Origin of the sequence: uncultured Roseobacter sp. (assembly GCF_947495275.1) — a bacterium.
Taxonomy (GTDB): domain Bacteria; phylum Pseudomonadota; class Alphaproteobacteria; order Rhodobacterales; family Rhodobacteraceae; genus Roseobacter.
Genome location: NZ_CANLYL010000010.1, coordinates 107,778 through 125,917, shown reverse-complemented (window position 1 = coordinate 125,917; position 18,140 = coordinate 107,778). Strand labels below are relative to the sequence as shown.

Annotated in this window: 21 protein-coding genes; 10 read left to right on the top strand and 11 right to left on the bottom strand. The window is 59.4% G+C overall.

Annotated features, from left to right (window positions below; genetic code table 11):
• Positions 1-10 precede the first annotated feature (10 nt).
• The 3 genes from Q0802_RS17785 to mdoH are packed head-to-tail and all read left to right on the top strand — an operon-like array spanning position 11 to position 4,679.
• Entirely contained in the window at positions 11-1,252 is a 1,242-nt protein-coding gene (locus Q0802_RS17785; protein WP_298920750.1) for an OpgC domain-containing protein, read from the top strand.
• A complete protein-coding gene (locus Q0802_RS17780) occupies positions 1,252-2,775 on the top strand; it encodes a glucan biosynthesis protein G (protein ID WP_298920748.1) in 1,524 nt (507 codons plus the stop codon). Before Q0802_RS17785 ends, Q0802_RS17780 begins: the two co-directional genes overlap by 1 nt.
• Positions 2,772-4,679: a glucans biosynthesis glucosyltransferase MdoH gene (gene mdoH / locus Q0802_RS17775; protein ID WP_298920744.1), complete on the top strand. Its 1,908-nt coding sequence runs from the start codon at positions 2,772-2,774 to the stop codon at positions 4,677-4,679. Before Q0802_RS17780 ends, mdoH begins: the two co-directional genes overlap by 4 nt.
• Positions 4,680-4,781: 102 nt before the next feature.
• Here mdoH and Q0802_RS17770 read toward each other — a convergent pair whose 3' ends face one another.
• From Q0802_RS17770 to Q0802_RS17755, 4 genes are all read right to left on the bottom strand, one after another.
• Positions 4,782-5,618, bottom strand: coding sequence for a polyhydroxybutyrate depolymerase (locus Q0802_RS17770; RefSeq protein WP_298920741.1), 837 nt, complete (start codon positions 5,616-5,618; stop codon positions 4,782-4,784).
• On the bottom strand, positions 5,619-6,113 hold the full coding sequence (locus tag Q0802_RS17765) for a rhodanese-like domain-containing protein (protein WP_298920739.1): 495 nt from the start codon (positions 6,111-6,113) through the stop codon (positions 5,619-5,621).
• A gap of 2 nt (positions 6,114-6,115) precedes the next feature.
• Positions 6,116-6,640, bottom strand: coding sequence for a YHS domain-containing (seleno)protein (locus Q0802_RS17760; RefSeq protein ID WP_298920738.1), 525 nt, complete (start codon positions 6,638-6,640; stop codon positions 6,116-6,118).
• A 168-nt stretch (positions 6,641-6,808) separates the two neighbouring features.
• The gene (locus Q0802_RS17755; RefSeq protein ID WP_298920736.1) at positions 6,809-7,603 is read right to left on the bottom strand and encodes an SseB family protein; all 795 of its coding nucleotides are present in this window, start codon (positions 7,601-7,603) and stop codon (positions 6,809-6,811) included.
• A 302-nt stretch (positions 7,604-7,905) separates the two neighbouring features.
• Here Q0802_RS17755 and Q0802_RS17750 point away from each other — a divergent pair, with 302 nt between their 5' ends.
• Entirely contained in the window at positions 7,906-8,346 is a 441-nt protein-coding gene (locus Q0802_RS17750; protein ID WP_298920734.1) for a cupin domain-containing protein, read from the top strand.
• Positions 8,347-8,364: 18 nt separating this feature from the next.
• Here Q0802_RS17750 and Q0802_RS17745 read toward each other — a convergent pair whose 3' ends face one another.
• Positions 8,365-8,742 (bottom strand): hypothetical protein, encoded by a 378-nt coding sequence (locus Q0802_RS17745; protein WP_298920732.1) that lies wholly within the window; start codon positions 8,740-8,742, stop codon positions 8,365-8,367.
• A gap of 84 nt (positions 8,743-8,826) precedes the next feature.
• Here Q0802_RS17745 and Q0802_RS17740 point away from each other — a divergent pair, with 84 nt between their 5' ends.
• Positions 8,827-9,555, top strand: coding sequence for a Crp/Fnr family transcriptional regulator (locus Q0802_RS17740; protein ID WP_298920730.1), 729 nt, complete (start codon positions 8,827-8,829; stop codon positions 9,553-9,555).
• 141 nt (positions 9,556-9,696) lie between these two features.
• A complete protein-coding gene (locus Q0802_RS17735) occupies positions 9,697-10,821 on the top strand; it encodes a beta-ketoacyl-ACP synthase III (protein ID WP_298920850.1) in 1,125 nt (374 codons plus the stop codon).
• Positions 10,822-10,828: 7 nt separating this feature from the next.
• Here Q0802_RS17735 and Q0802_RS17730 read toward each other — a convergent pair whose 3' ends face one another.
• The gene (locus tag Q0802_RS17730; protein ID WP_298920728.1) at positions 10,829-11,293 is read right to left on the bottom strand and encodes a hypothetical protein; all 465 of its coding nucleotides are present in this window, start codon (positions 11,291-11,293) and stop codon (positions 10,829-10,831) included.
• Between the two features lie 286 nt (positions 11,294-11,579).
• Here Q0802_RS17730 and Q0802_RS17725 point away from each other — a divergent pair, with 286 nt between their 5' ends.
• On the top strand, positions 11,580-12,161 hold the full coding sequence (locus Q0802_RS17725) for a thymidine kinase (RefSeq protein WP_298920848.1): 582 nt from the start codon (positions 11,580-11,582) through the stop codon (positions 12,159-12,161).
• A 4-nt stretch (positions 12,162-12,165) separates the two neighbouring features.
• Here Q0802_RS17725 and Q0802_RS17720 read toward each other — a convergent pair whose 3' ends face one another.
• The 5 genes from Q0802_RS17720 to Q0802_RS17700 all read right to left on the bottom strand — a co-directional run bounded on the left by Q0802_RS17720 (position 12,166) and on the right by Q0802_RS17700 (position 15,347).
• The gene (locus Q0802_RS17720) at positions 12,166-13,119 is read right to left on the bottom strand and encodes a D-glycerate dehydrogenase (RefSeq protein ID WP_298920726.1); all 954 of its coding nucleotides are present in this window, start codon (positions 13,117-13,119) and stop codon (positions 12,166-12,168) included.
• Positions 13,116-13,454 (bottom strand): tRNA-binding protein, encoded by a 339-nt coding sequence (locus Q0802_RS17715; protein WP_298920724.1) that lies wholly within the window; start codon positions 13,452-13,454, stop codon positions 13,116-13,118. Before Q0802_RS17715 ends, Q0802_RS17720 begins: the two co-directional genes overlap by 4 nt.
• Positions 13,447-14,262 carry a pyrroline-5-carboxylate reductase gene (gene proC / locus Q0802_RS17710; protein WP_298920723.1) on the bottom strand — a complete coding sequence of 272 codons (816 nt, stop codon included), beginning with the start codon at positions 14,260-14,262 and terminating at the stop codon, positions 13,447-13,449. Before proC ends, Q0802_RS17715 begins: the two co-directional genes overlap by 8 nt.
• 41 nt (positions 14,263-14,303) lie before the next feature.
• Entirely contained in the window at positions 14,304-14,804 is a 501-nt protein-coding gene (locus Q0802_RS17705; protein WP_298920721.1) for a YbjN domain-containing protein, read from the bottom strand.
• 297 nt (positions 14,805-15,101) lie between these two features.
• A complete protein-coding gene (locus tag Q0802_RS17700) occupies positions 15,102-15,347 on the bottom strand; it encodes an accessory factor UbiK family protein (protein WP_298920719.1) in 246 nt (81 codons plus the stop codon).
• Between the two features lie 94 nt (positions 15,348-15,441).
• Between Q0802_RS17700 and lgt the strand changes: the two genes are divergently transcribed.
• From lgt to pgeF, 3 genes are read left to right on the top strand one after another with little or no spacing between them, the layout of a single operon-like run.
• Positions 15,442-16,326: a prolipoprotein diacylglyceryl transferase gene (lgt, locus tag Q0802_RS17695; protein WP_298920717.1), complete on the top strand. Its 885-nt coding sequence runs from the start codon at positions 15,442-15,444 to the stop codon at positions 16,324-16,326.
• Positions 16,323-17,381, top strand: coding sequence for an SAM-dependent methyltransferase (locus tag Q0802_RS17690; protein ID WP_298920846.1), 1,059 nt, complete (start codon positions 16,323-16,325; stop codon positions 17,379-17,381). The genes lgt and Q0802_RS17690 overlap by 4 nt, the downstream gene beginning before the upstream one ends.
• Entirely contained in the window at positions 17,378-18,133 is a 756-nt protein-coding gene (pgeF, locus tag Q0802_RS17685) for a peptidoglycan editing factor PgeF (protein ID WP_298920714.1), read from the top strand. The genes Q0802_RS17690 and pgeF overlap by 4 nt, the downstream gene beginning before the upstream one ends.
• The last annotated feature ends 7 nt before the right edge of the window (positions 18,134-18,140 follow it).

Sequence of the window (18,140 nt, the reverse complement as noted above, 5' to 3'; positions counted from 1 at the left end):
AAGACCGGCCATGACACTTGCCGATCCCTCTCACCTTGCGCCCAGCGCTACGGTTGCTGCCTCTCAGGCGGCCCCGGTGGCGAAACAGCGCGATCTGCGTCTGGATTTTTTCCGGGGCATCGCGATGTTCATCATCCTGTTTGCGCATACGCCCGGCAACTTTTTCACCTCCTGGATTCCGGCCCGTTGGGGATTTTCGGATGCCACGGAAATCTTTGTCTTTTGTTCGGGCATGGCCTCGGCCATCGCCTTCGGGCGCGCCTATGACACCGTAGGCTGGAAGCTGGGCACCGCGCGCGTCAGTTTCCGGGTCTGGCAGGTCTATTGGGCGCACATCGGGCTCTTTTTCGCCGTGGCTACCCTGCTCGCCGCCATCGACATGACCGGTGCCTATGACAAGGTCTATATCGGCACGCTCAACCTGTGGAAGTTCTTTGAAGAACCCGGGCCCCAGCTTGTTGGCCTGTTGACGCTCACTTATGTCCCCAATTATTTCGACATCCTGCCCATGTATATGGTCGTGCTGGTGATGATGCCGCTGATCATGGCGCTGTCACGGGTGCATCTGGGACTGGTGGTGCTGTTTGTCGGTGCCGTATGGCTTTTCGCCCAACGCCGCATTCTGGCGGAGATCGGACTGGGCGAGTATCATCTCGGCCTGCCCGCCGAACCGTGGTCAGAGCGTAAGTGGTTTTTCAATCCCTTCGGCTGGCAGCTGATCTTTTTCACCGGTTTTGCCTTCATGCGGGGCTGGTTGCCGAAACCACCCGTGACGCCCCTGTTGATCGGTCTGGCGACGCTTCTGGTTGTGGCGAATATTCCGCTCTCCAACATCGGCGTGCGTGAATTCGGGTTTGACTGGGCGCGCGACTGGCGCATTGCCAACCGCATCTGGATCACCAAATCCGATTTCGGCCTGCTGCGCTATGTGCATTTCCTCGCTCTTGCCTATCTGTGCTGGGTGGCCGCAGGCGACAAGGGAGCGCGGCTTCTGGCCGAAGGCAGCGGGATGCTGGCGCGGCTTTGGCAGAACATCCTCGCGATCATCCTCAAGGTCGGGCAGCAATCGCTTGCGGTCTTCATCGTCAGCATGTTCACCGCCCGAGTCAGCGGTTTCGTGATGGACAACATCGGGCGCGATACATGGACGGTCGTTGCCGTGAATTTTGCCGGTATGACCGTGCTGGTGCTCGCAGCTTACGGCGCAGGCTGGTACAAGAGCCAGCCCTGGCGCAAGAAGGTGGGCCGCTGATGCTGCGACGTGATGTGCTCAAATCGCTGGCCGCACTGGCCGCCGTTCCATCGGCTGGATTTGCCGCAGAACCAGGGTTGCAACTGGGCGATGCCCAACCCTTTGACGCGGAAACCGTGCGGATGCGCGCCATGGAACTCGCGCAAAAAGACTACATGCCCCGTCCGCTGATCCCCGAAAGCTGGCGCAATCTGACCTATGACCAGTATCGCAAGATTTGGTTCGATGGCCGCAACGCGCTTTGGGAAGACAGCGACAAACCCCAGCGCGTGGATGTCTTCCCGCCGGGGCTTTATTTCCCCCAGGCGGTCGAGGTCAATGTGGTCGAGGACGGCACCGCGCGCCCTCTGGCTTTTGACATGGGCGTTTTTGACACCACTGATAAGTTCCCGGATGTGGAGATCGACGCGACGCTTGGCTATTCCGGGCTGCGTCTGCGGGCCGAACTGGAACAGGCGGGCATCTTCCAGGAATACGCCGTGTTTCAGGGCGCGAGCTATTTTCGCGGCATTGGCACCGGCGAAACCTACGGGTTGTCCGCGCGCGGTCTGGCGCTGAAAACCGGTGATCCGATGGGTGAGGAATTCCCCGATTTCACCGCCTTCTGGCTGGAAACGCCGCAACCGGGCTCGGGCTCGGTGGTGCTCCACGCGCTGCTCGACAGCCCCAGCTGCACCGGGGCCTACCGGTTTGACATTGCCCATGGGGACACCCTGCGCATGGCCGTTTCGGCAGAGATTTTCGCGCGCAGCGATATGAGCCACGTCGGTATCGCCCCCCTGACCTCCATGTTTCTTTTTGACGAAACCATGCGGCAGCGGTTCGATGACTTCCGCCCGGCGGTTCACGACAGTGACGGGCTGCTTATTCACAATGGCGCAGGCGAAGTGATCTGGCGTCCGCTGGCCAACCCGCTGACCCTGCAGATCAGCGCCTTTGCCGACACCAACCCGCGCGGGTTTGGCCTGATGCAACGGCCCCGCGCCTTCCGCGATTATGCCGATCTCGAAGCGCTCTACCATTCGCGCCCTTCCGTCTGGATCACCCCGCAGGAAGACTGGGGCCGCGGGTCGGTCACCCTGGTGGAAATCCCCGCCGATCTGGAGATTTACGACAATATCGTAGCCTATTGGCGACCATCGGAACCTATTCTCGCCGGGACCAGCCACAAGATGAGCTACCAGCTCGACTGGGGCGCAGACCCTGCGCCCAATGCCGATATGCCCCTGCGCGTGTTGAACACCGCTATTGGCGGACGCCCTGAGGGCGGCAATATCGTGGCCATTGATTTCGAAGATGGCGCACTGGTGCCCGAAGATCTCGCCCGCCTCGATATCGTATTGCGGGGCAGCGCCGGAACCGTGAGCCCCGGCCTTGTGCAAAGAAATCCTGAAACCAATGGGCCGCGTCTGGCGTTTACCTTTCAGCCCGAGGATGCCCGCTACATCGAATTCCGGGCGCAACTGCGTCTGGATGGCGCCCCCTTGAGCGAAGTGTGGCTTTACCGTTGGACAACCGGATGAGAGATTTCAACGCGCATATCAGTGACACGACCCCCCCGGGTATGCCGCCGCGCGCACCGCTGAACATGCGCGTGCAGGACTTGACCGCCCCGCCGGTGGCGCATGAAAACCTGTCGGATCAATCGCCACGCCGCACGCTGCTGTGGCGGCTGGCACTCTTTGTCCCGGCCCTTCTGGGCACCGCCCTGCTGGTCTCCGGTCTTTACGGCTGGCTTGCGGAGACCGGCATGACGGGACTGGAATGGGCGCTGCTGGCGATGATCGGCATGACCTTCATCTGGGTCACCCTCTCGGTCAGCACCGTGGGCGTGGCCATCGCGGGCCTTCTGGCGCGCGAAAACGCCCAGCAACGACCGCGCGCGGATGTCAAACCGATGGATGTGGCCCTGCTGGTGCCCATCTACAACGAAGTGGCAAGTGACGTCTTCGGCAATGCCACGGCGATGCTTGATGATCTGGCCCGACGCGATACACGCCACCACTACACGCTCTTTGTGCTCTCTGACACGCGCGATGACGCCATCGCTGCGGATGAGGCACGGGCCTTTGAGGCGCTGCGCGCCAATGCGCCCGAAGGCATGGATGTGCACTACCGCCGCCGCGCTGACAACACCGACAAAAAAACCGGCAACCTGGTGGATTGGATCACCGGTTGGGGTGCAGCCTATGAAGCCATGGTGGTGCTGGACGCCGACAGCCTGATGACAGGCCGCGCCATTGACCGGCTGGCCGATGAGCTTAGCGTTGATCCGCGCGCGGGGTTGATTCAGACCTTCCCGATGCTGATCGGCGCGGAGACGCTTTTCGCCCGGTTGCAGCAATTCTCCAACATCGCCTATGGCTGGCTGCTGGCCGAGGGTCTCGCAAAATGGGCACGCAGTGAAGGCAACTACTGGGGGCACAACGCGATCATTCGCACACGCGCTTTCGCCGCCTCTGCCGGTCTGCCCTATCTGCAAGGGCGCAAGGGGCGCTCGGAATTGATCCTCAGCCATGATTTTGTCGAAGCAGGCCTCTTGCGCCGTGCCGGTTGGCGGGTGCGTTTTCTGCCCCGCGTCTCAGGCAGTTTCGAAGAAACCCCCGGCACCCTGATCGATTATGTGCTGCGTGACCAGCGCTGGTGCCGCGGCAACCTGCAACACCTGCGTCTGCTGCGCACCGCCGGTCTGCACCCGGTCTCGCGGTTTCATCTGCTGCACGGGGCTGTCAGTTACCTTCTGTCGCCCGCATGGTTTGTGCTTCTGGTGATTTGGGCCTTGCTGGGCAAGGATTCCGAAACCAACATCGTGCGCTATTTCAACGAGACCAACCCGCTCTTCCCCGACTGGCCACCGGAAATGAGCCACATCGATTCCGCCGTTTTCCTGATCATCATGTATGCCATGCTGCTGGCCCCCAAGATGGTCGGCGCGGGCATCATTTCCCTGCACCCCAAGGCAACGCGGGTCTACGGCGGGCGTGCCGCGTTCCTGATGGCTTTCGTGGTCGAGATTATCCTCTCCATCGCTTATGCGCCGGTGATGATGATCCAGCAGACCCGCGCCGTGCTGCGGGCGGCCTTTGGCAAATCCGACGCCTGGGCGGCGCAGTCACGCAATGCCAACGCCTATCCGCTGAAAACGCTGATCCGCTTTCACTGGATGGAAACCGTGCTTGGTCTGGTCCTGCTGGCGGGCTTGCTGTCAGGTCTCGTCTCGCTCTGGCTTATTCCGATCGCCGCCAGCTTATGTCTGGCCGTACCTTTGTCCGCGCTCAGCGCCTGGCCCCTGCCCCGCTCCCTGCCCGGTGGGTTGCGCATGCAAAGCCCGCATACGCTGCGCGAACCGGCCATTGTCGCGCGCGCGCGTGTCGCCCGCAGCCAAATGCGCACCGTGTTGGGCAGCAGCCAGATCCCCGCTGAATAGAACGGTGTTTCCGGCGGAACAGCGTCTTCACGATCACGATGGAACGGCAGTTCAAGGGGTCTTTTGAACTGTGCAACCCCTCCGAAAAAACCGGCGTGGCGATTATAGTCCTTCGTACCAGTCGAGCATCATCTCCGCCCAACCGTCCGGCACCACATGGCCACCCGGAAAGAGCGCGAATTCCAGCGCAGAGCCATCGGCGCAGCGATCCCAGGCGCGGCGCATGAAGGCGCCTTTGGTCACGAAACGGTCCGCGCGCAACTGGTTACAAGCGTTCACCTCGCGCCACATGCGCAGCGTGTAGAAGATATCGCCCTGCATCAGCGCGCCCGGGTCGGTGGCGTCTTCACCGCGCAGCACCCGACCTTCCAGCGGCACAGTGCCATCTGTCCAACCGTGGGTGTGCAACAGCCGGACAGCCCCGGCGCATTCGGTCGGATGGGGTCGCCAGAAGCCGCCCGCCACCGGCGCATAGGCAGCAAAGGCGTCGGGCTGCTGGCAGGTCATGTAGGAGGTCATGGAACCGCCAATGGAAAACCCGCTCAAAATGACCTGATCGGGATCAAAACCAAACCGCCGGGCCGCGTCATCGCGCACCGCCGCCAGAAAAACCGGCTCGTCGCGCAAAATCCGGCGTCCGGGGATGAAGGACCAGCCGCGCCCGCGCCCTTCGGCATAGGGGATACCGTCCGGCGCAATCAACGCGTAGCCGCGTGCAAGCGCCGTATTGACCCAATCCTTGGGCCGTAGCGCGCCCGCGCCCGAGCCGCCGTAGCCGTGAATGTACAAAATGGCACCCTTGATCTCTCCGTCCGGCAGACGGACGTGATAGGCACCCAAATTGATTTCGCAGGGATCCGCACTGGCCCCACATCCCGCAGTGGCAGCCCCCGTCCAGCCCAGCCACACAGCGGCCAGCAGCGCAAGCAGTCTTGTCATTCAGCTCTCCTTGCGCACCGGCAGGCCGCGTTTGAGCCATCCCGGTCCCGCGCCGGAGCCCAGCATGCCTTCGGGCACGTCGATGATGCGGGTAAAGCCAGCCTCGAAGAGCTTGGCAGATTGTTTGCGGGAGCGCACCCCGCGCGCGCAGATCAGCGCCACGGGCCGCGTGGTGTCATTCTCAACCGCTGCCGTCAGCACCGCGATGAAATCCTTGCGCCGCATGTCCAGCGGCATGGCACCCTCGCCAACACCTGTCAGCGCCCATTCATCCGGGCGTCTGATATCGACCAGCAGGATATCCCCGTTGGTGGCTGCGGAATGGGCATCCGGCGCACTCAGAGCATTCTCGCCGTTTTCTGCCCAGATATTGAACCACCGCGCGGCAAAACCCCCGGCCGTGGCCACGCCGATCACGCCCAGCGCCAGAAGGCCCCGCCGCGTGTAGCGGTTTCGGGGGTTGCCGGGTGCGGGGCGTGTTTCGGGGTCAGACATGGCTACGGCACCGGTGCGGTGCTTTCATAGAGCGGGATCGGACGGTCTGAGGCCGCGTCACCTTCAATGCTGACCCAATTTGCCTCGGACAATTGCAGGTTGCCCGGGATGTCTTCTTCCCAGAACCCGACCACATTTGGCGTGATGTTGAGATAAAGTTTGCCATCAAGAATGCGCCACAAATTGGGGTTGCCCGGAACCTTCCCGCCCTGTGCCACACCATAAGCGCAATGCCCGTCGTACTGGGGGACGAATTTCTCAGGATCCGTCAGAAACTTCGCTTTGTTGGCCTCGGAGGAGAAGGCGAAAACCGCGCCATTGTAGGAGGCGGTGATGTCTTTGTCACCCGGCACGGCCTGAGGTTGGTCTGCACCCACCGGCGATTGCGTCAGGTCAAAATAGGCCACCACGTCAAACCCTGAAACCGCATAGCCCGTGGGGTCGACATATTGTTGACCCGCAAGGGCCGCGGAAGCAAAGGTCAAAGCGGTTGCCGCACCGGCAATTAGTAACGAAAAACGGGTCATTTCAGGCTCCTGTCAAACATATGGGACGCGGTGACCGTGGCCACGTTATTCCATTTAGGCGCAGGAAACCCCCTTTGGCACCCCCATGCGCCCCGCTCTCGCAGCGTTGTGATGAGGCAAACCCGTGATGTGAACAAACGTGTGAAAAATTAGGCGTTTCGGGCGCGCTCAGCGCAGCTTGGGCGGGGTTTCGGGGTCGCTGCCGGGCGGGATCACCGCCGTAGGCGCGCGGGCCTGCAATTGCGGCAGATCAAAGCGCAGCCCTGCGGTTTCCATCCGACGGGCCATGGGGTCAGAGGCCCGAAAGAACCCCACATCCATCGCGCCCGCTTCCAGACCTGAAAAGGTCAGGGCCTCGGCGGCAGCGCGGGCCAGCGCGTCCTGAGCCTCCGGAATGGCCCCCAGAAACCCCAACAGATGACCCCGCTTGCCCGCATCATCCGTTGTGCCGACAAGATAGGCACATTGCGCGAGACCCATCGCGGTTGCCAGTTTGCTGTCGATGGCGGTGATCAGGGCCTCGGGCAACCCGGTTGGTGGATGCACCTGCGCGATGGTTGCCTCCACCTCATCCGGCAAATGACCCAGGGTTTCATGCAGCCATGTCACAGCGCTCTCAGGCAACAGGATGGCCGAAGGGGCCACTTCGAGATTGACCCCAAGCCCCAGACCCTCACCTGCCAGCATGCCAGACAAAACCCGCCCCGACAGGGCCACATAAGGCACCACCTGACCCGCAAACTCGGCCAACCGGTCCTCGCGGTCAAACACCAGCACATAGCGCGCCTCGCCAAGATCAAAGACCTCCGGGGAAATCTGCTCGTCGCCTACAGCTTCCTGCGCCAGCATCAGGAACAATTCCGATGCCGCCAGACGTTCGTAAAATCGCAACCGCGCCGCATCATCTGCGGGGGCAGCCTCCATGGCGGCATGGGCAAGGTCCAGGGGTGTTGGTGCGCTCATTCGGGAAGGACCCTCTGCATCAGCGCCGTGATCAGCACTTCCGTTGACATCTTTCGGGTTCTTGCCTGAGCATAGCCGCCCCGCGGCCCCCGCGCGTCTTCTATAGACAGGGCTGCGACGATGGCCAAGCACCATCGCCCAGGAGGATCGGCAACCGACGCGGCCGCACGCTCTGGGCGCCAACTGTTGTGCTCAATTCCATGGTAGACGAAGGTCGCAGTGTCCCCCCGTAGACAGCCCAGCGCCTGAACCCTACGCTTTGGAGCTACCACCAACAAATTACCAACTTGGGAAGGAAGACCATGCGCCTTGCTTACTGGCTAACGGGCCTGACAATGTTGTCGGCAACAATGGGGAGCGCGGAAACGGCACCGCCAATTGCGATTGTCGACAGCGCAACGCCGACCGAAGAACTCCCCGTCAAACCCGGCGTCTATGTCGGGCAGAAAATTACCTTCGACGATACCCATGCGGGTGAGACGATCGTGCGCGTCGGGGTTTGGGAGGCGGACGTCAGCCAGACCCGTCTCATCGATTATCCCTTCACCGAATATGTGCTGATGATCAGCGGGCGGCTTGTGATCACCAACGCGGATGGAAGCACACAGGAATTTACCGCCGGCGACACCTTTGTCATGCCCAAGGGCTGGACCGGCATCTGGGACGTGCGCGAACGGATGAAAAAGCAAATGGTGCAGATCGGTGACCCCACCGCCGTTCCAAAAGGGGAGCCGGTCAAGTAGCAAAAATCCCGCGCGGCCCTATCCCGTGCGTGACTGGTTTACAGCTTCCGGCTTCAATAATTGTTGCGCTGCCTGGATCACCTGTTCCTGCGTGAAGGGCCGCGTCAGATGCCGCCAATGGGGAAAATGGGTGTTTTCCTTCACGTCGAGCGTGATGACGGCACGCTGTTGCAGCCACAGAAAATCCTTTGGGCCGACATCTAGGTATCCGGCCCTTGTCGCTGCGATGAACACCAACCCGGGATTGAAATCATTGGGTGGTAGTGCGCGCAACGCGTCGATCGAGCCAAACACCCGGCAAACAGAACCCGCCCGCCAGAAGGCAAAAATGCCTGCGATGTCATGAGATATCAGTGGATCGCTCACGACGATGCCGACGAATAAGGTCTGTTCCAATGCGATGCTCCCGGATTTCGAACCTCATCATGGAACCCTTTGCGGCTTCCTGCATTAATCTATGACATAGCAAGAGGAATATTTATGGTCACCGACTGCAAAGCATGCCCGCTTCGCAGGCAATCCTTTTTTGACGACATGACGCAGGACGAGCTGGAAAAGACCCAGCGGTTCAAATCCGGTGAGTTATCCGTTGATCCGGGGACGCCGATCCTGATGGAAGGATCAAACGCGCCACAACTCTACACGGCGTTGCGCGGGATGGGACTGCGGTACAAGACCTTGCCGGATGGTCGCCGACAGGTCGTCAACTTCATCTTCCCGGGCGATTTCATTGGCCTTCAGGCGGGGATGCTGGGAGAAATGGGGCACTCAGTAGAGGCCACGACCAACATGACGCTTTGCGTTTTTGATCGGGGGGACTTCTTTGATTTTTTTCGCAGCTCGACCTCCCGGGCCTTTGACATCACCTGGCTGGCCGCCACAGAGGAACATTTTCTCGGTGACACGCTGACCACCGTGGGCCAGCGTGATGCCCTCTCAGCGGTGGCCTGGGCGCTGGTGCGGATGTTTCAGCGCGGTGACGCCCTTGGCATGGTTCAGAACGGCACCATGCCTTTTCCCTTCAAGCAACAGGATATCGCGGATGCTTTGGGACTGTCGCTGGTGCACACCAACAAAACGCTGGCCCGCCTGCGCGAGAGGCAACTTGCTGTCTGGGCAGATCGCGAGTTGAAAATCCATGATCTGGGAGAGCTGGCCTCCGTTGCACAGCTGGAGCTGGAAACGCTCAGAACACGACCGCTCATATGAAGGCCGCCACTTGCCGTCCACGGCCTGCACCGCGCGGTGTACGGTCTGTGCACAGGTTGTGCACGCATGTCACGCGCCGTCACACTTGACCCCGGGTCGCATTCCCGGCCATATTCCGCGACCCCGCAGGAGCTTCTGAAAATGCACATACCCGCGATCACCGGCACCGGTGTCTTCACCCCACAGAACGTCATCACCAACGCAGAGCTGGTGGCGGCTTTCAACGCCTACGTCGATCTCCACAACGCGGAAAACGCAGAGCAGATCGCGGCGGGTGAGATCGCGGCAAAGGAGTATTCATCCGAGGAGTTCATCGTCAAGGCTTCGGGCATCAATCAGCGCTATGTCATCGACAAAGAAGGTGTGCTCGACCCGACGGTCATGCATCCGCTGCTACGTCAACGCCAGGATGACGAACCTTCGCTGATGGCAGAGATGGGGCTGGATGCAGCGCGCAAAGCCCTCGATATGGCCGGTAAATCCGCCTCGGACGTTGATCTTGTCATCTGTGCGGCTTCCAATATGGAGCGCGCCTACCCTGCCGTTGCCATCGAAATTCAGCAGTTGCTTGGCATTCGGGGCTTTGCATTCGATATGAATGTGGCCTGTTCCTCTGCGACTTTCGGGATACAGGCGGCCGCCGATATGGTGAAATCCGGCAGTATTTCCAGTGCCTTGGTCATCAACCCCGAGATTTGTTCGGCGCATCTGGAATGGCGTGATCGCGATTGCCACTTCATCTTCGGTGATGTCGCGACAGCCACCCTGATCGAACGTGCAGAAGACGCGCGCGGGCCTTATTTCGAAATCAAATCAACGCGCTGCGCCACCGATTTCTCAAACAATATCCGCAACAACAACGGCTATTTGCGGCGCTCGCGCCCGGCAGGAATGGCAGATCGCCGCGATATGCAGTTCATGCAAAACGGGCGCAAGGTTTTCAAGGAAGTGCTGCCGATGGTGTCCGATCACATCGCCGCGCACATGCAGGAGGACGGCGTGGGTGCAGATGATCTGAAACGTCTGTGGCTGCATCAGGCGAACAAGACGATGAATGACTTCATCGGGCGTAAAGTTCTGGGCCGCACGCCAGCGCCATCCGAACAACCCAATATCCTACAGGATTATGCAAATACCTCGTCGGCCGGTTCCATCATCGCTTTCTCCAAGTACTCCAGCGACCTGGAAGATGGCGACAAAGGTCTGATCTGCTCTTTCGGCGCGGGGTACTCAGTGGGCTCAGTGCTGGTCGAAAAACACGGATAGCAGCCGGTCAGACAGCCCCGTGATCATTTTCCAGATGCAGTTTCATATCAATCAGAACCTGCTGTAGCAGACCGGTTTCCCGCAGCAGCCGCTTGGCTTCATTGACCGTGATCTTACCATCTTCCATGGATTGCTGATACTCACCCATCAGCATGGCAAATCGCTGGCTCAGCGCAATGACATCCGCATTGACACCCCCTGGGCGCTCGTCATTTGGACGGCGCTCGTCGTACTGAAGGGAGGTGCCCGACAACTCAGCCAGCGCTCCCGTGACATGCGGGTACTTCGCTGCCTGCTCCAGCAGGGCAACTGCCTCGATCGGCATGAACCGATCAGCATGTTCATCATGGTCCGAATAATAGCGCCCGAGCGTCGCCTTGGATTTACCGGTCAATTTGCAGGCCTGTTCAATCCCGACATCTTTCACCAGCGACTCAGTGTGCTTCTTCAGGTATCTCCCGATGGCCGTCATATGAACCTCATCCAACTCAAATTTTACGCAATTTCCACAAGGGGGAAAACGGTATCGGTTTTTCCATTAATCCGATGTCAGGGAAATGTCATTTATAAAAACACTCCCATTGTTCGGGGGATTAGCGAGTGGCCGACGTTCCCAGCGTCGGTTTCGGGTTGGAGCCTAGTTGCGTTCTGCCGTTTTGGGATTGGCAGGCCGACGTCGGGTCGGCAGTTGCGCGCAGGCTCCTGCAATGGGTTCAACAGCACTTGCGGGTTGTGAACCTCCGGAATATCAAGCCGCCATGGCCAAGCTCTATTTTCATTACTCTACCATGAATGCGGGCAAATCGACCGTTTTACTGCAAGCGGCCCACAATTACCGCGAGCGCGGCATGGTACCCTATCTGCTCACCGCGCAATTTGACAATCGTGCAGGCGACGGGCGCATCGCGTCGCGCATCGGGATTGGGGAAAAAGCGGATACATTTGCATCAGACGACGATCTTTTTCAGCGCATCGCAGAGCGTTTGGAGGCGGGACCCGCGGCCTGCGTATTTGTGGACGAGGCGCAGTTTCTGACCGAAGCGCAGGTTTGGCAGTTGGCAAGAGCTGTGGATGATCTGCACGTGCCGGTGATGTGTTTTGGTTTACGGGTGGATTTTCGGGGCGCACTTTTCCCGGGATCAGCGACGTTACTGGCTCTTGCCGATGAGATGCGTGAGGTCCGAACGATCTGCCACTGCGGCAAGAAAGCCACGATGGTTGTTCGTATGGATGCCGATGGCAAAGCCTTGCGAGACGGCGCGCAAGTCCAGATTGGCGGGAACGAAACCTATTTATCTCTGTGCCGCCGCCACTGGCGTGAAGCGGTTGGGGATGGCTAGAGTCTCAAACCGCGTTCGGTAGCGTTTCGCCCGCAAAGAACGCCCTGAGGTTCTCAACGCTCATCATCCCCATGTCTTCGCGCACCTCCAGGGCCGCCGTCCCGATATGGGGCAGCAGGACAACATTCTCCAACATCCGCAGCGCCATCGGCACATCCGGTTCAAACTCATAAACATCCAGGCCCGCGCCGCCGATCTTCTGCGCTGTTAACGCGTCGATCAAAGCGGCTTCTTCCACGACATTGCCGCGCGCGATGTTGATCAGATGCGCGTGGCTCTTCATGGCGTCGAGAACCCCCGCGTTGATCAAATGGTGGGTGGCGTCTCCTCCGGGGACGGCAATAACAAGCACATCTACAGCGCCCGCGAGGGCCAGAAGGCTGCTCATTTGCTCGGCAGGAAAATCAAGCGTCTTGGCCGATCGGCTATGGTAGGCCACGTTCATGCCAAAGCCGAAATGGCACCGCCGTGCAATGGCTTGACCGATCCGCCCCATACCCACGATACCGACGGTCTTGCCCCCCAGATGCATGCCCAGGAGTTGCGTGGGATGCCAGCCTTCCCAACGTCCCGCGCGCAAAAGACGTTCACCCTCGCCCGCCCGCCGGGAGCTCATCAGCATCAGGGTCATCGCGGTATCTGCGGTGGCATCGGTGACCGCGCCGGGCGTGTTGGTGACAGCTAGGCCTTTGGACCTAGCTGCTTCGACATCGATATGATTATAGCCAACGCCGAAATTCGCCAGGATGCGGCATCGCCAATCAAGCTGTGCCGCAAATATCTCCGCGGAAAACATATCACCCAATGTCGGGACAACACCGTCGAAATCAGACAAGGCAGCGCGCATTTCTTCAACCGTTAGCGGTGATGTCAGCGACCGAACGGTCAGATCAAAAAATTCGGCGGCCTTGGTTTGCACCGCCTCCGGCAGGGGCCGTGTCATCAAAACCTTTGTCAATGCATGCGTCCTCCGGCGGGCACCTGCATATCAGGTGACAACAATACGATTTCGCCCGCATCATCAGGCACACCCAGTACCAGAACCTCGGAGATAAAGGGGCCGATTTGGCGCGGCGGAAAATTCACAACGGCCATGACCTGCTTGCCCACAAGCGTTTCGGGCGCGTAATGCGCCGTGATCTGCGCCGAGGTTTTGCGCTCTCCGATCTCCGGCCCAAAATCCACCCACATCTTGATCGCGGGTTTGCGGGCTTCCGGAAAAGCTTCGGCCCGGATCACTGTCCCGCAGCGAATGTCGACTTTCAGGAACTCATCAAAGCTGATCTCATCCATTGGCTAGCTCCCTTGACCTTTGGGTTGCGGCTGCCACTGCCCGGTTCATCAAGGCCGGAAAGCCTTTCTCATCATCCATCAGCACCTCAAGGGCCGCCTGTGTTGTTCCATTGGGAGAGGTCACATTGATGCGCAGTTGCGCCGGGGGGTCAACGGCCTCCTGCGCCAAAGCCCCGGCACCCGCGACTGTCGCTGTCGCGAGCTTCAGAGCCAATTCCGGATCGAGCCCCTGGGCCTCACCCGCTGCGGCCATGGTTTCAATCATGTGAAAAACATAGGCCGGACCTGAACCGCTTACACCCGTGACCGCATCTATCTGGGCCTCATTTTCCAGCCTGACGACCTCGCCCACCGCTGTAAGAAGCGCCTCCGCTTCCCCCAGCGCCGCTGAACCCGCAATTGCGTTGCCGATAATCGCGGTAATCCCTTTGGAGATCGCAGCAGGCGTATTTGGCATCGCTCGAATAATGGGTGTCTGATCGCCTAAAATCTCTTCAAATCTTGCAATGGTAACGCCCGCAGCCACACTGACGAACAAGGTATCGCCATTGCCCATGGCTTTGAGCGTCGGCAAGGCCTCTGCCATCATCTGCGGCTTTACCGCCACGAGAACAATGGCGGGCGTCTTTGGCAAGGTTTCGTTGACATGCACGCCCGTCGAGGACAGCCAATCCGAGGGGTGAGGATCTACAACCCAAACTGAACCAGCCGGAAGCCCCCTTGCCATCCAACCCGCCAGCATGGCAGATCCCATCTTTCCGCATCCCAAAAGAACCAACCCTTGGTCCGCAATACGCCCGGTTTTCATTTTTAGGAGCCCCCGAAATCCATCTGTCCCGGGGCGAAGTTTTACGCGCGACCGTAGGCCTCTGCAATGGCGACTTGCAGCGCCTGCTCGGGCGACTGGTTACCCCAGACCAGCAACTGCATGGCTGGATAATAACGTTCAGCGCTCATGACGGCGGCCCCGATCATCGTATCGATCTGATCTGCACTCGCAACATGCCCGCCTGCCAAAACAAGGCCGTAGCGATACACCATCAGTTTCTGTTCAGCCCAGAACGTGAACGCACCCGCCCAACACTGGTCATTCACATGATTCAGAAGCTCATAAAGTTCTGGAAGCTTCTCAGACGGAGGCTCCATGTCAAAGGTGCAGATCATCCGGAGCGTTTCGTCAAATGCAGACCACGCCAATGTCAATGAATAGGTACGCCACTGACCTTCAACCGCCATGGCGATCTGCTCGTCCGAGATACGGTCGAAATCCCACTCGTGATGGGCTGCCAGATGCTCAACAATGTCGATGGGGTGAATGTCGTCTTCCAAATACTGCTCGGACAAGGCCATGGTGTCACCTTTTATTATCGTGCTAGCGCTGCGGACCGGCGACGGCCCCCAATGCTAGGTGCCTACTCTACAGACCGGGGCGAGCCCCCGTGCCTATACAAGATATGGTGAGGTCAGAAGCGGATCATGGCAACCCTTTTCTTGTGGGTAACCGCAATAAGTTGTGGATGAAGCGAGTACCCACCCCAAAATGTTACCATTCTTAACAAATGGTGAACAAATCCGGCGAGAATGGCCGACTTTTGCGCCTAGAAGTTAACGCGCAGCCGCCCTCGGTGAAGAATAAGTAATGGGGTCTTAATCTGGTTTGCTCTCAAGCGCATCAAGCCGGGCCTTCAGAGCTTCATTCTCTTCACGTGCTTTTTGCGCCATCGCGCGAACCGCATCGAATTCCTCTCGGGTGACGAAATCACGATCAGCAAGCCAGCGATCCATCATGCTCTTCATCGCTGTTTCTGCTTCATCACGTGCGCCCTGAGCCACGCCCATCGCATTCGTCATCAATTGAGAGATATCGTCGAAAATCTTATTGCGCGTTTGCATCTGTCGCCTCCGGCTGTTCACAAGTGCTATATGGTGCCAAAAGCCTGCTCCTGCAAGGTTGACTTCCCCATGATGCCGCAGGCAAGGATGCGGCATGCGTGCCCTGCTGCCTTTCCCCGATATCTCACCGGAGATCTTCTCGATCTCCATCTTCGGATTTGAGCTGGCGCTGCGCTGGTACGCGCTGGCCTACATCGTTGGCATTCTGATCGGCTGGCGCCTGGCTGTTCTCGCGGTAAAGACGCCCCGCCTGTGGCGAAACGACACCGTTGTCATGACCCCGACCCAGATCGAGGATTTGCTGACCTGGGTGATCGTGGGCGTCATTCTCGGGGGACGATTGGGATATGTTGCCTTCTACCAACCCGCCTATTACGCGCAAAATCCCGGTGAAATTCTCGCTGTATGGCAAGGGGGAATGTCATTTCATGGCGGTTTGCTCGGTGTCATTCTGGCCGGCTTTCTCTTTACACAACGGCATCGCATTCCACGTTTAAGCGCGGCAGATGTCATGGCGCTTGGTGTGCCGCCTGGGCTTTTGTTGGGACGCCTTGCAAATTTCATCAATGCGGAGCTATGGGGACGACCCACTGATCTGCCGTGGGGCGTTGCCTTTCCAACGGAGGCGGCACAGCATTGCCCCGCCGTGGCGGGGGTCTGCGCACGACATCCATCTCAGCTTTACGAAGCAGGACTGGAGGGCCTGTTGTTAGGCGCCATTCTGATCTGGCTGGTGTGGCGCCTTGGTGCGCTGAAAACGCCGGGCTTCGTCGCTGGCGTTTTCTTTGCAGGTTATGGCTGTGCCCGACTTGCCGTCGAATTCGTTCGTCAACCCGATGCGCAGTTCATCACGGATGGCAATCCTCTGGGGCTGGTCTGGCACCTTTCAGGATGGGGGCTCACAATGGGCCAAATCTTGTCTCTCCCCATGATACTCCTTGGGATATGGCTGATCACAAACGCGCGCCGCAGCTCATGAACCTGCGCGATGTCCTTCTGATGCGCATCGCACAAAACGGACCCATCAGCCTTGCCGACTATATGGCTGAGTGCCTGTTACACCCAACCCATGGGTATTACACCTGTCATATGCCTTTCGGTGTCGAGGGCGATTTCATTACCGCCCCGGAAGTTAGTCAAATGTTTGGCGAGTTGATCGGTCTTTGCCTCGCGCGATGCTGGATGGAACAAGGACGTCCCCAGCAATTCACGCTCGCCGAACTTGGCCCCGGCAGAGGCACGCTGATGGCCGACGCACTTCGTGCGACACGCGGGATCGACGGGTTTCATGAAGCGGCACGTATCACTCTGATTGAAGCATCGCCCCGGTTGAAGGTGCTTCAACAGCAAATGCTCTCAGACTATGAGATTGACACTCTCGGCTCCGTTACCGATCTGCCGGACAGGCCGCTGTTTGCGATCGCCAATGAGTTCTTCGACGCTCTGCCCATCCGGCAATTTTCCCGTTCCGAGACAAATTGGCGTGAAACCCAAGTCGGCGCTCAGAATGATCAACTCGTCATGGGCTACGGCCCTGAACTGCCGCAGCCTGCCCTCGCCCATCGCCTTGCGGAGACCAAACCAGGAGATGTGGTCGAAGATTCGCCCGCCGCAGCTCCGGTGATCCATGAGGTTGGCGGCAGGATCGCCCAACATGGCGGGGCGGCCCTGATCATTGACTATGGCGCATGGCGCAGCCTTGGGGACACGTTCCAGGCCGTCAGGGCGCACCAGCCTGCCGACCCCCTTGTCGATCCCGGTCAGGCAGATCTCACAGCCCATGTTGACTTCGAAGCGCTGGCTGAGGCGGCCCCTTGCGCGCATACACGGCTAACACCTCAAGGCGTTTTCCTGGAGCGCCTGGGCATTACCCAAAGGGCGCAATCGCTTGCAGAGCACCTTAGCGGTCCGGCGCTTGAGACCCACATCGCAAGACATCGACGCTTGACGCATCCAGATGAAATGGGAAACCTGTTCAAAGTGATGGGCTTGTTTCCGAATGACGGCCCTCCCCCACCCGGGTTGGAAAAATGACACTAGAGATTCTCACTTCCGATAGCCTGTCGCCGCTGAAACATGGATTCTTCACGCGGCGCGGCGGGGCGTCGTCGGGTGTTTTTTCAGGCCTCAACTGCGGACAGGGAAGTTCCGATCAATCGGAGATCGTCGCTATCAACCGCGCGCGTGTTGCAGAAGCGATGGGTGTGACACCGGATAACCTGTTGGGTGTCCACCAGATACATTCGGCCGAGGCAATAACCGTATCGGCTCCCTTTTCCGAAAAACCGCGTGCCGATGCGTTGGTGACCGATCAACCGGGGCTGGCTCTTTCGGTCCTCACCGCAGACTGCCAGCCGGTTCTTTTCGCAGACCCCCAAAAGCGTGTGATCGGCGCGGCACATGCCGGCTGGCGCGGCGCGCTGGATGGCATCCTGGAAGCAACCATTGATGCAATGTGTGCCCTGGGCGCCGAACGCTGGAATATCTCTGCAGTGATTGGCCCCTCCATTTCGCAATCAGCCTATGAAGTTGGTCCGGAGTTCTTCGATACGTTCATGTCCGAGGATCCTGCCCATGCCCAGTTTTTTGCGCAAGGCCAGGGCGATAAGCTCCAGTTCGATCTCCCGGCATTTGGGTTGTCCCGTCTGCGTCAGGCAGGCATTGGCAGAGCCGAATGGACGCGACACTGCACCTATTCTGATGCAGACCGCTTCTTTTCCTACCGGCGTGCGACCCATGCAAAAGAGGCTGACTACGGGCGCCTGATCGCAGCCATCTCTTTGTAAACTTGAC

Coding starts and splice junctions, on each gene's coding strand:
- Q0802_RS17785 (WP_298920750.1), top strand. CDS start 11: ATGACACTTGCCGATCCCTCTCACCTTGCGCCCAGCGCTACGGTTGCT.
- Q0802_RS17780 (WP_298920748.1), top strand. CDS start 1,252: ATGCTGCGACGTGATGTGCTCAAATCGCTGGCCGCACTGGCCGCCGTT.
- mdoH (WP_298920744.1), top strand. CDS start 2,772: ATGAGAGATTTCAACGCGCATATCAGTGACACGACCCCCCCGGGTATG.
- Q0802_RS17770 (WP_298920741.1), bottom strand. CDS start 5,618: ATGACAAGACTGCTTGCGCTGCTGGCCGCTGTGTGGCTGGGCTGGACG.
- Q0802_RS17765 (WP_298920739.1), bottom strand. CDS start 6,113: ATGTCTGACCCCGAAACACGCCCCGCACCCGGCAACCCCCGAAACCGC.
- Q0802_RS17760 (WP_298920738.1), bottom strand. CDS start 6,640: ATGACCCGTTTTTCGTTACTAATTGCCGGTGCGGCAACCGCTTTGACC.
- Q0802_RS17755 (WP_298920736.1), bottom strand. CDS start 7,603: ATGAGCGCACCAACACCCCTGGACCTTGCCCATGCCGCCATGGAGGCT.
- Q0802_RS17750 (WP_298920734.1), top strand. CDS start 7,906: ATGCGCCTTGCTTACTGGCTAACGGGCCTGACAATGTTGTCGGCAACA.
- Q0802_RS17740 (WP_298920730.1), top strand. CDS start 8,827: ATGGTCACCGACTGCAAAGCATGCCCGCTTCGCAGGCAATCCTTTTTT.
- Q0802_RS17735 (WP_298920850.1), top strand. CDS start 9,697: ATGCACATACCCGCGATCACCGGCACCGGTGTCTTCACCCCACAGAAC.
- Q0802_RS17730 (WP_298920728.1), bottom strand. CDS start 11,293: ATGACGGCCATCGGGAGATACCTGAAGAAGCACACTGAGTCGCTGGTG.
- Q0802_RS17725 (WP_298920848.1), top strand. CDS start 11,580: ATGGCCAAGCTCTATTTTCATTACTCTACCATGAATGCGGGCAAATCG.
- Q0802_RS17715 (WP_298920724.1), bottom strand. CDS start 13,454: ATGGATGAGATCAGCTTTGATGAGTTCCTGAAAGTCGACATTCGCTGC.
- proC (WP_298920723.1), bottom strand. CDS start 14,262: ATGAAAACCGGGCGTATTGCGGACCAAGGGTTGGTTCTTTTGGGATGC.
- Q0802_RS17705 (WP_298920721.1), bottom strand. CDS start 14,804: ATGGCCTTGTCCGAGCAGTATTTGGAAGACGACATTCACCCCATCGAC.
- Q0802_RS17700 (WP_298920719.1), bottom strand. CDS start 15,347: ATGCAAACGCGCAATAAGATTTTCGACGATATCTCTCAATTGATGACG.
- lgt (WP_298920717.1), top strand. CDS start 15,442: ATGCGTGCCCTGCTGCCTTTCCCCGATATCTCACCGGAGATCTTCTCG.
- Q0802_RS17690 (WP_298920846.1), top strand. CDS start 16,323: ATGAACCTGCGCGATGTCCTTCTGATGCGCATCGCACAAAACGGACCC.
- pgeF (WP_298920714.1), top strand. CDS start 17,378: ATGACACTAGAGATTCTCACTTCCGATAGCCTGTCGCCGCTGAAACAT.